Source organism: Pseudoalteromonas sp. T1lg23B, assembly GCF_002964665.1.
Lineage (GTDB): Bacteria > Pseudomonadota > Gammaproteobacteria > Enterobacterales > Alteromonadaceae > Pseudoalteromonas.
In genome coordinates this window covers 26,738-40,444 of the sequence record NZ_PQBZ01000034.1, presented here as the reverse complement: position 1 = coordinate 40,444, position 13,707 = coordinate 26,738, and the positions used below count along the sequence as shown (strand labels likewise).

Below are 13,707 nucleotides of genomic sequence, written 5' to 3'. Positions count from 1 at the left end.
AACCAGTCTATTGATGCTACACACACCGAGTAAATGGCACGTGTTAGCTTTAACTAAGCGATTTGGCTGAAATTTGAGCGCAGCCACGCGATAATCTTGGAACAGTTATGACGAAGAGAAAAATTCTCATCACGAGTGCATTACCCTATGCTAATGGACCAACACACTTGGGTCACATGCTTGAGTACATTCAAACAGACATTTGGTCTCGCTTTCAAAAACTACGTGGCCATGAAACGTATTATGTATGCGCAGATGATGCTCACGGCACACCGATTATGCTCAATGCGCAAAAGCAAGGGATTTCTCCTGAAGAAATGGTGAGAAATGTTAGTATCGAGCGCCAACGTGACTTTGCTGACTTTAATATTGAGTTTGATAACTATCACAGTACACACAGTGAAGAAAATCGTGAGTTGAGTGCGCTTATATACAAGCGTCTAGATGAAAAAGGCCACATTAAGAAACGTACCATTTCACAACTCTTTGACCCAGAAAAAAGCATCTTTTTACCTGATCGCTTTGTAACAGGCACATGTCCAACCTGTGATGCACCCGACCAAAATGGTGACAGCTGCGACGCTTGTGGTGCAACCTACAGCCCTACTGAGCTAAAAAATCCACGCTCAGTAATGTCTGGAGCAACGCCTATACTCAAAGACTCAGAACATTTTTTCTTTGACCTTCCTGCATTTGAAACCATGCTTAAAGAGTGGCTGCACTCTGGGTCATTACAAGCCGAAATGGCTAACAAACTAGAAGAATGGTTCGCCGATGGCCTACAGCAATGGGATATTAGCCGCGATGCGCCCTACTTTGGTTTCGAAATTCCAGGTGCGCCAGGTAAATATTTCTACGTATGGCTAGATGCACCCATCGGCTATATGGCGAGCTTCAAAAATCTATGTGATAAAAAAGGCATGGATTTTGACGCCTTTTGGGGTGAAGACTCACAAGCTGAGCTGTATCACTTTATTGGCAAAGACATCATTTATTTCCACAGTCTGTTTTGGCCAGCAATGCTTGATGGCGCAAACTTCCGCAAACCGACCAATGTGTTTGCCCACGGCTTTGTGACTGTGAATGGCGCAAAAATGTCAAAATCAAAGGGCACCTTTATAAAAGCGCGTACGTATCTTGATCATTTAGATCCTGAATTTTTGCGTTACTATTTTGCTGCCAAGTTGAACGGTGGTATTACCGATTTAGACTTAAACTTAGAAGACTTTGCGCAACGCGTAAACTCGGATCTAGTCGGTAAGGTAGTCAATATCGCATCTCGTTGCGCCGGCTTCATCAGCAAAAAATTTGATGGCAAAATGAGCGACACGGTACTTGAGCCTGAATTAATCGCACAATTCCAAACTGCAGCGGATACCATCGCTCAACACTATGAACAGCGTGAATATAGCAGAGCAATTCGCGAAATTATGGCGTTGGCGGATAAAGCCAATCAGTTTATTGATGCTCAAGCTCCTTGGGTTCTTATCAAAGATGAAAATACACAAGCTCAAGCACATGATGTGTGTTCGACTGGCTTGAACATGTTCAAAATACTCATGACATACTTAAAGCCCGTTCTACCTGGAATGGCAGCCAACGTTGAGCAATTCTTAAATACAGAGCTCTCTTGGGAAAGCGCCCAAACAGTTCTAACCGGTCACGCTATCAACAAGTTCAAAGCACTAATGCAACGTGTTGATATGGATAAGGTGAACTTAATGCTTGAAGAATCCAAAGAAAGCCTAGAAGCGAGTAACAAAACCACACTTGACCCTAACAGCCCGCTAGCGAAAGAGCCTATCGGTGAAGAGATTGAATTCAATGATTTCGCAAAAGTGGATTTACGCGTTGCTAAAATAGCAAAAGCCGAGCATGTGGAAGGGGCTGAAAAACTACTCAAGCTGACGCTAGACTTAGGTGGTGAAACCCGTCAAGTGTTCGCTGGCATCAAATCAGCATATGCGCCTGAGGATATCGAAGGTAAATTAACTGTCATGGTTGCCAACTTAAAACCTCGTAAAATGCGCTTTGGCATGTCTGAGGGCATGGTGCTGGCGGCAGGACCAGGTGGTAAAGAAATTTACATTCTGAATCCTGATGAAGGCTCAGAGCCCGGTATGCGCGTTATGTAAGCGCGAAACCTTGAAACACTATAATGAGGCCCTTAGGGGCCTTTTTTATGTTTACTACTTGCTCTTAAATAACCACTGACTTGTTTGAAATACCCTATTCGATAATAAATATTACAAACCCGAAGCATATGTAATGCTTTGTTACAACTTTAGAACCTAAATAAACAACTAGACATATCTTATCGTTTAATATGCACCTAATGGTATTAACACAGATACATATACCAACAACATCAACAGTTGGAAGGAAGATAACGTGGCTAGTAAAAAACAAATATTCTTACCCATTGCGGTACTCCTCGGAGGCATAGGTGTCGCTGTAGCATTTTCAGCGATGAAGCAACCCCCTGAAGAAAAACCTGAACAAGTCGTTCACCCTCTTGTAGAAGCGCAACCAATTGTAGTTGCACCTATGCAGCTCAACGTAGACTCCTACGGCTTGGTTAAGCCCAAATACAGCACAGAACTGGTTGCTCAGGTGAGTGGACAAGTTATTAATGTGTCAGATGCTTTTGTAAAAGGCGGGTTTGTCAAAAAAGGTGAAGTCCTCGCGCGTATCGACCCCAATGACTATGAAGCAGCGCTCATCGAGTCGGAAGCAAATTTGGCTCGAGCCAGTTCCGCACTTGAAATTGAACAAGCACAAGCCCACGTTGCAAAAAAAGAATGGCAACGTATTAAAGACAACGCCAATGCAACAATTCCTTCTGAACTGTACTTACGTAAACCTCAGTTAGCTGAGAAACTGGCAAGTTTCCGAGCAGCTCAAGCCAGCGTAAAAAGAGCCAAGCGAAATCTGGAACGCACTTATATTAAAGCCCCATATGACGCAATCATCGCCAGCCGAGATTTAAGTTTAGGCAGTGTTGTTAATCCAGGCAGCATATTTGGCGAGCTAAACGCCATTTCTGTTGCGGAAGTTCGCCTTCCGGTTGCAGACAATGAATTACAATACCTAGTCGATGGCGGTATTAATGCCGATGTGACATTAACAGCACAAGTTGAGGGCAAGCCGGCACAGTGGCAAGGTAAAATTGTTCGTAGCGAAGGGGTAATTGACCAACGCAGTCGAATGACATATTTGGTAGCTCAAGTACAAGGCCCCTATTCCGACCAACGCACTCCACTTCGCTTTGGTGCCTATCTAAATGCTACGATCAACGGAAAGGTCATCGATAACGCAGCAGCAATTCCACAACATTTGGTAAAGGATGGCAGAATCGCTGTACTCAATAGCGATGAGACACTGAGCTTTAAAGCATTAAATGTTGTGCGCGAATACAATGGTAAATCAATCATTGATAATGGTGTCAGTGATGGTACCCAGTTAATTACATCCGCACTTGAATATCCAACCGAGGGAATGCAACTCAAGCTCAATGACGGGACTCACTCAGTTGCAGATACTCAACTTGCATTGAAAGAGGAATAAGCGATGAGTAATGTAACTGAAAAAGGCATTATTGCCTGGTTTGCGCGCAATCCTGTTGCTGCAAACCTGCTGATGGTGTTTATTCTAGTCGGTGGTTTGCTCAGTGCCTTCTCAATTCGCAAGCAGATGTTCCCACAATTTGAGAGCCACTGGTTAAGCGTACAAGCCATCTACCCTGGTGCCGCCCCTCAAGAAGTAGAAGAAGGTATCACGATTAAAGTCGAAGAGGCCATGGAAGGACTCGAAGGGATCAAACGTATGATCACTTATTCAAACCGCGGCTTTTCACAGACTTGGATCGAAGTAGAAGAACACTATGAACCACTGGTTGTACTAGATGAAGTTAAAATGCAAGTCGACTCCATTCCCAGCTTTCCTGTAGGAATGGAGCGCCCTATTGTCAGCTATGATAAGTTTGTACAAGAGGTAATGTGGCTGTCACTATACGGCGATCTAGACAACGCTCAGCTCAAAGACCTTGGTAATGTTATTCACGATGAAATGCTTGCACTACCGGGGATCAATCTCGTTGAATTTCACAGTGGCTTAAATTACGAAATAGGCATTGAAATAAGTCCAGATAAACTCAGAGAGTACGATCTAACTTTCAGAGATATTTCTCAGGCTGTAAAAGCCTTTTCTGCCAACATGTCTGCTGGGCAAATTCGTTCAGAAAATGGCTACATTTCAATGCGAGTTGAAAATCAAGCCTACCGAGGCAAAGAGTTTGAGAACCTCCCTCTAAGAACTCTTGAAGATGGTGCGCAAATTCGTCTAGGCGACGTAGCAACCATTCACGATGGCTTCGAAGAAGGCCTACAATACTCAAAGTATAATGGTAAGAATTCACTCACATTTGAAATTCAAGCATCTAAAGATCAAGATATCACTAAAGTTGCGAGCACCATTAAAAACTACCTTGCTGAACGCTCCAAAACACTCCCAGAAGGCACAGGAATTGAGCCTTTAGTTGATTTAACTTACTACTTAAATGGTCGCCTAAATATGATGATCGAGAATATGATTCTCGGTGGTATCTTAGTGATGCTCATGCTCGCTCTGTTCCTGAGAGTACGACTCGCATTTTGGGTAATGATGGGGCTACCTGTATCATTTCTAGGTGCATTTTTGTTTATGCCAATTGGGGCGCTAGATATAACTATTAACTTAGCCTCGTTATTCGCCTTTATTCTGGTGCTGGGTATTGTTGTCGATGATGCTATTGTTGTGGGTGAATCGGTCCATGCCGAAATAGAGCAACATGGACATACGTTAGATAATGTAGTGCGAGGTGTTAAGCGCGTTGCCATTCCTGCTACTTTTGGAGTACTAACTACTGTGGCAGCATTTTTACCCCAGACATTCGCTTCAGGACCTGCTGCGGCATTTTCCAAGGCAATTGGTGGTGTGATTATTCTGTGCCTTATATTCTCACTGATAGAGTCAAAGTTTATTTTACCGGCTCACTTAGCGGCAATGAAAGATAAACCTAGTAACCCTAACAACCCATTCCATCGATTACGTGCTTCTTTAGATAATGGATTAAAACGCTTTATTGAAAACCTCTATCGCCCGTTTATCGAGCGCTGTATTCACTACCGCTACACCGTTATTGTTGGCTTTTTGACGATTATCATAGTAACCGCAGGCCTGTTTGCTGGTGGCTTAGTTAAGTTTGTGGCTAACCCAAAAATTCCTCATGACTTCCCTGAAGTTCGTATTGAAATGAACTTATCGTCATCAGAATCTGCAACGCTGCAAACAGCACAGAAAATTGAGGCACTTATTCTAGACGTCGATAAACAAATAGCAGAAAAATATGGCACAGGCATGATCCGAGACTTATCTGTGAGCCTCAGAGGCCGTACCAATGCCAATATTATGGCTATCTTAGTCGAGCCAGATCTTCGTCCAATTGATACCTTTGCACTCAGTGCAATGTGGCGTGAGCAAATGCCGCCTCTACCAGGTGTAAAAACGCTTAATATTCAAGACAGTATTATGAATGGTGGACGCGACGACGGCGATATTAATTTCCGTCTAGAAGGCAAAAATAAAGACCAGCTCAAAGAAGTAGCAAACTTACTGAAGGAGAAACTCAACAGTATTGAAGGTGTTGGTGATATTAATGATTCATTGCAAAGCGCTACAGATGAGGTTCAATTAGAACTCAAACCTCTGGCCTACAGCATGGGACTTACACTGTCTGATGTCGCATCACAAGTTAATTTCAGCTACTACGGTCTAGAGGCACAACGTATCTTAAGAAATGGTGAAGAGATCAAAGTCATGATCCGCTATCCAAAAGATGCCCGTAATTCTATCAGTGATATACAAGACGTACGCATCATTACACCGTCTGGTGCTGAAGTGCCGCTTATTGAAGTAGCTGATGTAAAACTGGTTGATGGTGTAAACCGTATTCGCCGCGAAAATGCAAAACGTACAGTCAATGTATGGGCTTCGGTTGATACCAATCAGGCTGAGCCATTCAAGATAGCGGAAGAAATTCGTGATGAATACCTACCAACATTGCTAAAAAATTATCCGGGGGTGAGCAGTAATGTTGCTGGTCGTATTCAAGAGGAAATGAACAGTGTTGCAGAACAGATCAGAGACTTTGTATTGTCGCTGATGATCATCTTCGCTTTGCTAGCAATTCCGTTGCGCTCATATTCTCAGCCTATTCTCATTATGTCAGTCATTCCGTTTGGTATTGTTGGCGCGGTTGTCGGCCACATTGTGATGGGTATGACCATGAGTAGCCTATCATTTTTCGGAATCATAGCTGTGGCAGGTGTGGTTGTGAATGATTCTCTGGTTATGGTGGATTTCGTCAACAAAGCGAGAGAGCAAGGCAGTACCATCAAACAAGCTGTGGTAGAAGCTGGTTGTAAACGCTTTAGAGCAATCTTACTGACCTCGCTGACAACCTTTATGGGCCTAGTACCTATCATTACGGAAACTAGCCTACAGGCACAAATCGTCATTCCGATGGCTGTATCACTGGCGTTTGGTGTGTTGTTCGCCACAGTCATTACACTCATTTTAATCCCTTGTCAGTATGTCATGCTGGAGGATATCAAAGCACTGTTCAAAAAGCGGGAAAACAAAGCCAGTAATGAACAGCTCGCTTCTGAACATATTTAGATATTTGTAAACTTCCCAACCAAAAAGCTCGTTCATGAACGAGCTTTTTTTAATTCTGTGCTATTCCACCTTTACTTATTGCAAATTTGCTTACAAACTTAGTTCATCTAGAACTAATTCAATTCATTATGAAGTTAATACATACGATTTTAGTGACTTTATGTCTGATTCTAGTTGGCTGTGTTGAAGAAGATAAACCCAGAGGTGATGAAGACACACCAGGCTACATAGCTACGCTCTACTTTGATGCTTTGTACAACAAAAACAACATGGATATAGCACTTGAGCATGTCACGCCAAGACTTGCGAGAATTATGCGCTCTTATGGCACCGCATCACAATTTACCCGCAACCTCGTCAACATGCGCTTTGATGAAGTGACAATTGAAGTAGATATGACAAATGAGAGTTTGCGTGAGCAATACGGTGATAACGCCAAAGTAAATTTGGTATTCACAGGCTACTTTAATGGTGAAAAGGTAGACGATATGCGCAGTGTCCAAATGCTCAGGAAAAAAGGCAAATGGTATATAGATAAAATCAACCCTGACCCATTTGCCCGATAAACGTAGTTAATCAAAAAACATCAACCGCAATCGCTTTTTGACGAAGGTCTTCAGACTCAATAAGTGATTGCGCCTCATCTTCGCTCATTACCTGATCACCGACAGCCAACGACACCAAGTCCGCAAACGATTTATCGTAGTAGTAAACCTTGTAGTTGCTTTGCCACTGTTTAAGCTTTTTGCGCGATGCTATTGTGGACTTGTAGAGTTGGTATGCTTGCTCAACCTCAGCAACTGCGGGGTTAGACATACTACAACACAAATGGCTAATCCGCTCTCTGGCATTTTTATCCTTCCAAAGCGTCGTGCACACCTCACCTACCATACGATCACTAGGCCCATTCTCACCATGACCAAACATATGACACCAACGCTTTATCAACTGTCCGACAATACGGTTGCGAAATTATCTATAAATCCATCCAGTGCACAAAAGCCAGCCTTCAGGTGATGTGATAAAGCATAGTGAACAGCTTTAAGATCCCCCTGTTGGCGTCCGTCGTGCTCATACTTTTTCAGCACGCATGACGCAAGATATAAATGACTCAACACATCGCCTAACCGAGCCGATAGCATTTCTTTTCGCTTCAGCTCTCCCCCTAATTTGAGCATGGCCAAATCGGCACAGACCGCGAGACATGAACTCAGCCAGTTAAGCTTCTGATAGTACTTTTGTGTCGGTCCCGATATAGTTGAAGGCAGCCCATAACCTCGTGTCAAGCCTAACCATAAAACTTTAAATACATTGACCGTGGTATGTTGAATATGCGACATAAGCAGCTTATCAAACTCTCTAAGGCCATCATCTGCGTCATTATTCTGTATAACTTGGATCTCTTTAAATATAAAGGGATGGCATCGGGTTGCGCCTTGTCCAAATATCATAAGATTGCGTGTTAATATATTAGCGCCTTCAACCGTAATCGAAATTGGGATCCCGGTATAATTATTGGCAAGGTAATTACTGGGGCCTTTTTGAATGGCTTTACCACCGTGAATGTCCAGAGCATCGTTCATCACTATGCGTGACATTTCTGTTAAGTGATACTTCGCAATGGCAGTAATGACAGCAGGGCTCTTCTTCATATCTATAGCTTGAGCCGTAGTTTGTCGACACGCTTCTATGCTATAAGTCAGTCCTGCAATTCTAGCAAGGCTCTCTTGAACCCCTTCAAAATCAGCTATAGATTGTCCAAACTGCTCTCTAATTCTGGCATAAGCGGACGTCGTTCTAGTGCAGAGGTGAGCAGTACCTGCGCTCAATGCTGGTAGCGAAATGCCTCTGCCCGCACTCAAGCATGACACCAACATACGCCAACCCTTCCCTATACCTGCTTGACCGCCAATAACCCAATCTAAAGGGATAAACACATCTTTACCCTCAGTTGTACCATTCATGAATCCTTGATCTAACGGATTATGACGCGGTCCAGTTTTTACACCTTTATGGTCAGTAGGTATCAGCGCACACGTAATGCCCAACGCAGGTTTATCTCCTAACAAACCATCTGGGTCGTAGGCTTTAAAAGCTAGGCCTAATACGGTAGCAACCGGTGCTAAGGTAATATAACGTTTTGACCAAGTTAACTTTAGCCCTAGTACTTTTTTACCTTGAAAGGTTCTTTTACACACAACACCAAAATCAGAGATAGCGCCGGCGTCTGACCCTGCCTCCAATGCTGTCAATGCAAAACAAGGTAGCGCTTCTGCGGTAGCTAATTTAGGCAACCAGTTGCTCTTTTGTTCCTCTGTTCCATAGTGCATGAGTAACTCGGCGGGTCCTAGGCTATTGGGCACCATTACGGTTACGGCAGCAGACAAACTTTTGCTGGCTATTTTAGCCACAATAGTAGAATTAGCTTGTGCACTGAACTCCTTCCCACCAAATTTCTTAGGAATGATAAAAGCAAAAAAACCATTTTCTTTCAGGTAGTTCCAAACAGGTTCTGGTAAGTCTTTGTCATGCCGAATTTGTTGCTCGTCTAGCATCGATAACAAAGTTTGCAATTCATTATCAATAAAATCCTGTTCTTTATCGCTTAGTAATGGCGCATCATTTTGATGCCATTTATGCCAATTAGGATGGCCTGAAAACAGCTGGCTATCCCACCAAGTATCTCCGGCCTCCATGGCTTCTTGCTCTGTCTGCGTTAACTTTGGTAAAGCACGTTTAAAATACCGCATCACAGGTAAACTGATCACCCTATAGCGCAGCGGTTGAAATGCGAAAATAATACACACAAGTACAATGGTAAATACAATAATGCCCATACTGACCTCCTGTTCGTAACGCTTTAAGTATGCTTAAAAATCGCGCAAACTCAATTTATCCCCGTGATTGAACTTACATTATTTGTCGCTCGCCATGAGCGCTGTTATTATTCAACGCTCAAACAACAACAAGTGATAAAACAAATGAAACCTTTATTTCGACTGAGTGTAGGTGCATGTGTGGTTGCTACAGCACTGTCACTATCAGGCTGCAATAGCACTGAAAACAATAACCAAGCACTAACAGAAAAAGACGCTGAGATTTTCCTAGCAAACGCGCAAGCGACTTTGGAAGATTTAAGTATCAGGGAAAACCGCGCACAGTGGATTTACGCGAACTTTGTTACTGAAGATACTGCAGCCCTAGCTGCGAGCGTTGGCCAAGAATCAACAGACACCGTTGTGCGTTTAGCAAGTGAAGCCGCCCGTTTTGATTCGCTGAATTTAAGCGAAGATAACCGCAGAAAAATGGACAAGCTAAAACTCAAACTGACAATAGCTGCACCTCAAGACGCAGAAAAGTCAGAGCAACTTGCTGGGTTACTTGCAGAACTTGATGGTTTGTATGCAAAAGGTAATTACTGTAAAGATGGTAAAAACTGTCAAAGTCTTGGCGAGTTAACCACTACCATGGCAAACAGTCGTGATTACGAAGAATTATTGGATACATGGCAAGGTTGGCGTCAGGTTTCTAAGCCAATGCGCTCACTTTTCGAAAAGCAGGTTGTGTTAGCAAACGAAGGTGCTAAAGAGCTTGGCTATGAAGATACTGGTGCTATGTGGCGCAGTAAATATGATATGCCAGCCAATGAATTCGCTAACGAGTTAGACCGTCTTTGGGGTCAGGTTAAACCACTTTACAATGCGCTTCACTGTCATGTAAGAGCTAAGCTAGGGGAAAAATATGGCGAGGATAAAGTGCCTCAAGATAAGCCAATTCCAGCTCACCTTTTAGGCAACATGTGGGCACAACAATGGGGTAACATTTACGATGTCGTTGCGCCAGATAATGCAGATCCGGGTTATGACGTTACCGAGCTACTAGCAAAACATAACTACTCAGAAATGGATATGGTCAAAGGTGCCGAGAAGTTCTTTACTTCTATGGGCTTTGCGCCATTACCTGAGACATTCTATCAACGTTCTCTATTTCTTAAGCCTCGCGACAGAGATGTGCAATGTCACGCCTCTGCTTGGAACTTAGATAACCAAGATGACATCCGCATAAAGATGTGTATTCAGCGTACTGGTGAAGAGTTTTCAACTATTCACCACGAACTAGGACACAACTTCTATCAACGCGCTTACAAAAACCAGCCTATTTACTATCAAGATAGTGCTAACGATGGTTTCCACGAAGCAATTGGCGACACCATTGCGCTTTCAGTCACTCCCGGTTACCTAAAAGAAATCGGCTTACTCGATAGCGTACCGGATGAGTCAAAAGACATCGGTTTGCTTATGCGTATGGCGTTGGATAAAGTTGCCTTTATCCCATTTGGTTTATTAGTTGACCAATGGCGTTGGAAGGTGTTTTCGGGTGAAGTAAGCCCTGAACAATATAACCAAGCATGGTGGGATTTACGCGAGAAATACCAAGGTATCCAAGCGCCAATTGCTCGTACAGAAGCTGATTTTGACGCCGGAGCAAAATACCATGTACCTGGTAACGTACCCTACACGCGCTATTTCCTAGCGCATATTTTACAGTTTGATTTCCACCGTTCATTGTGTGAAATAGCTGACAATAAAGAAGCCATTCATCGCTGTTCAATTTACAACTCGAAAGAAGCTGGTGAAAAGCTTAATGCGATGTTGGAGATGGGTAGCAGTCGTCCGTGGCAAGAGGCTCTAGAGTCGGTAACAGGTAAACAGCAAATGGATGCAACAGCCATCCTAGACTACTTTGCACCGTTGCAAAAATATCTAGACGAGCAAAATAAAGGTCGTCAATGTGGTTGGTAATGCCCTAAACAGGTAATTGTTACATTAGCCACACTCTGAAACATATTTACAGTTTCTATCCTATCTCTAACAGGGTACTGTATGTTCAAAGGAGATATTATGAATATACAAAGAGTGTGGCAGTTAGCACAATTTGAGTTAACTCGCCTATTTGCCACAAAGCGTGGCCTACTTGCCCTATCCGCTTTCGCCATGTTGTGGCTTATGATACTGCGCTATCCAATTGGACACGCGGTCCCCTTTCTAAGTAGTCCAGAGTTTTCAGGGATTGCACAAGAGCTTGCGGGTAATATTGGCTTAAAAGCACTGGTCAGTTGGCCTGAAGCCGAGCTAGCTATTTTCTGGCTTATTGCGTTATACAGCTTTCCGGTGTTCGCTTTGTTTGTGTGCTCAGATCAGACTGTTGGAGACAGACAAAGAGGTACTTTGCGGTTTCTCAGTTTACGTTGTACTCGAGACGAAATTCTAATTGGTCGATTTGTCGGCCAGTTCACCATCATATTTAGCCTGATTGCTTTGACAGCTTTGGCTACACTCGCGGTAATGGCCTATCGCAAGCCTGAGTTACTGCTGTCAGGAATAGCTCTGGCCACAACCCTTGTATTGCAACTGAGTGTCATTGTCATGCCCTTTATCGCACTGATGGCGGTACTGAACCTAATATGTAGTTCATCACGATTATCTATTGTCCTTGCTATCTTATTATTTACGCTTGGCAATGCACTGCTGAGTTTTTTTAGCTATTATCTCAGCGTGTTAGATGTACTTTTTTATATGTTCCCAGGTGTACAATTACTAGATGTAGCGCCTCACTCTAACGTGCCTCTCATATTATGGGTATTCCCTGCTATACAAACCGTTGCACTACTGAGTGCGGGTGTATTCATTTTTAGGAGACGTGCACTATGAGTACACTGATTGAAGTAAATCAATTATCCAAATCATTCGGCAGTAAAAAGGCGCTAGAAGATGTGAGCTTTACCATTGAATCGGGCACAACAACTGCACTTGTGGGTCCCAACGGCGCTGGTAAAACAACCCTGTTCAGTATTCTATGCGGCTACCTCAGACCAGATAACGGCGATGTAAAAATTCTTGGCCAACCTTTGAATCATCCATCACTATTTGGCAAGCTAACCGCACTGCCGCAAGACGCGATGCTAGACCCAAGATTCTCCATACAAAAGCAACTATGTTTTTATGGAGTACTACAAGGGTTTAGCAAAAGTGACGCGCTGAAAGAGACTTCGCGGGTGTTAGAGTTAGTTGGCCTAAGTGAAAACCATCACTCCCAAATAAATGAACTTTCTCATGGTATGAGAAAACGCGTTTGTATTGCTCAGGCATTACTTGGTTCACCGAAAATTGTTTTACTAGACGAAGCGACCGCTGGATTGGACCCGCTGCACGCCAGAGAAATCCGCTCCTTAATCTCGTCATTGAGCGATGAAATTAGCTTTATCTTAAGCTCTCACGACTTAGCCGAACTTGAGCGTCTATGTGATCGAGTCTTGTACTTAGAACAGGGCAAACTCACCGCCCACAATCGTAACGCGCCTAGCGGCAGTAGCAAATACATTACACTGCAACTACATGAGCAATACAAAGATGCGCTCGAACGCTTAAAGCAGCTAAGTGGTGTGCTGTACGTGACCCAGAGTCAAAACAAGGAATATATCATTGAGTATCAGTGGGAGTTTGAACAATTTGATATACACTTGCTTAAATACTGCTATAAATGTAACTGGCAGTATCATCAATTGGTGAACGGCCATACACTTGAAAACCAACTATTTCAGAAGGACTAAGTAATGGGATTATTAAGCGGTATTTTAGGAAACGCCAGTGAAGTAGACCACGATAAACTGGATGCGTTACTTAAAGACACATTAATTGAAGGCGAGCATATTGAAAAAGCGTATCAAGTCATTCGTGATATGTTTGTGTTTTCGAATAAGCGCTTGTTACTAGTTGATAAACAAGGTGTGACAGGCTCTAAGGTTGAAATTGTTAGTATTCCTTACAGTAAAATTACTAAATTTAGTAAGGAAAGCGCTGGCCACTTTGACTTAGATTCTGAGTTAAAAATCTGGGTCGGCTCCGATCCCACACCTATCTGTAAAGAATTTAAAGCAGGCGATAATATTAACGAAGTGTATCGTATTATCAGCACCTACTCTCTTTAATA

Annotated in this window: 8 protein-coding genes and 1 pseudogene; 8 read left to right on the top strand and 1 reads right to left on the bottom strand. The window is 43.1% G+C overall.

The window, feature by feature from the left end; translation table 11 throughout:
• The first annotated feature begins 107 nt into the window (after positions 1-107).
• From metG to C2M32_RS08685, 4 genes are all read left to right on the top strand, one after another.
• On the top strand, positions 108-2,135 hold the full coding sequence (gene metG / locus C2M32_RS08700) for a methionine--tRNA ligase (protein ID WP_105168061.1): 2,028 nt from the start codon (positions 108-110) through the stop codon (positions 2,133-2,135).
• A gap of 256 nt (positions 2,136-2,391) precedes the next feature.
• On the top strand, positions 2,392-3,567 hold the full coding sequence (locus tag C2M32_RS08695) for an efflux RND transporter periplasmic adaptor subunit (protein ID WP_105168060.1): 1,176 nt from the start codon (positions 2,392-2,394) through the stop codon (positions 3,565-3,567).
• Between the two features lie 3 nt (positions 3,568-3,570).
• Positions 3,571-6,717 (top strand): efflux RND transporter permease subunit, encoded by a 3,147-nt coding sequence (locus tag C2M32_RS08690; protein WP_105168059.1) that lies wholly within the window; start codon positions 3,571-3,573, stop codon positions 6,715-6,717.
• 128 nt (positions 6,718-6,845) lie between these two features.
• The gene (locus C2M32_RS08685) at positions 6,846-7,283 is read left to right on the top strand and encodes a hypothetical protein (protein WP_105168058.1); all 438 of its coding nucleotides are present in this window, start codon (positions 6,846-6,848) and stop codon (positions 7,281-7,283) included.
• Between the two features lie 10 nt (positions 7,284-7,293).
• Here C2M32_RS08685 and C2M32_RS08680 read toward each other — a convergent pair.
• A pseudogene (locus C2M32_RS08680) lies at positions 7,294-9,554 on the bottom strand (acyl-CoA dehydrogenase).
• Positions 9,555-9,698: 144 nt separating this feature from the next.
• On the opposite strand from C2M32_RS08680, the gene C2M32_RS08675 reads away from it, so the two are divergent.
• The 4 genes from C2M32_RS08675 (at position 9,699) to C2M32_RS08660 (ending at position 13,705) form a co-directional block, all read left to right on the top strand.
• Complete coding sequence (locus C2M32_RS08675; RefSeq protein WP_105169262.1) at positions 9,699-11,519, top strand: M2 family metallopeptidase; 1,821 nt, start codon at positions 9,699-9,701, stop codon at positions 11,517-11,519.
• A gap of 99 nt (positions 11,520-11,618) precedes the next feature.
• Positions 11,619-12,428, top strand: a complete 810-nt coding sequence (locus C2M32_RS08670) for an ABC transporter permease subunit (RefSeq protein WP_105168057.1) — start codon at positions 11,619-11,621, stop codon at positions 12,426-12,428.
• Complete coding sequence (locus tag C2M32_RS08665) at positions 12,425-13,327, top strand: ABC transporter ATP-binding protein (protein WP_105168056.1); 903 nt, start codon at positions 12,425-12,427, stop codon at positions 13,325-13,327. Before C2M32_RS08670 ends, C2M32_RS08665 begins: the two co-directional genes overlap by 4 nt.
• A gap of 3 nt (positions 13,328-13,330) precedes the next feature.
• Complete coding sequence (locus C2M32_RS08660) at positions 13,331-13,705, top strand: PH domain-containing protein (RefSeq protein ID WP_105168055.1); 375 nt, start codon at positions 13,331-13,333, stop codon at positions 13,703-13,705.
• Positions 13,706-13,707 lie beyond the last annotated feature (2 nt).

What these genes read in the sequence shown, in the direction of transcription:
- metG (WP_105168061.1), top strand. Translation starts at nt 108, where the DNA reads ATGACGAAGAGAAAAATTCTCATCACGAGTGCATTACCCTATGCTAAT.
- C2M32_RS08685 (WP_105168058.1), top strand. Translation starts at nt 6,846, where the DNA reads ATGAAGTTAATACATACGATTTTAGTGACTTTATGTCTGATTCTAGTT.
- C2M32_RS08675 (WP_105169262.1), top strand. Translation starts at nt 9,699, where the DNA reads ATGAAACCTTTATTTCGACTGAGTGTAGGTGCATGTGTGGTTGCTACA.
- C2M32_RS08665 (WP_105168056.1), top strand. Translation starts at nt 12,425, where the DNA reads ATGAGTACACTGATTGAAGTAAATCAATTATCCAAATCATTCGGCAGT.
- C2M32_RS08660 (WP_105168055.1), top strand. Translation starts at nt 13,331, where the DNA reads ATGGGATTATTAAGCGGTATTTTAGGAAACGCCAGTGAAGTAGACCAC.
- C2M32_RS08690 (WP_105168059.1), top strand. Translation starts at nt 3,571, where the DNA reads ATGAGTAATGTAACTGAAAAAGGCATTATTGCCTGGTTTGCGCGCAAT.
- C2M32_RS08670 (WP_105168057.1), top strand. Translation starts at nt 11,619, where the DNA reads ATGAATATACAAAGAGTGTGGCAGTTAGCACAATTTGAGTTAACTCGC.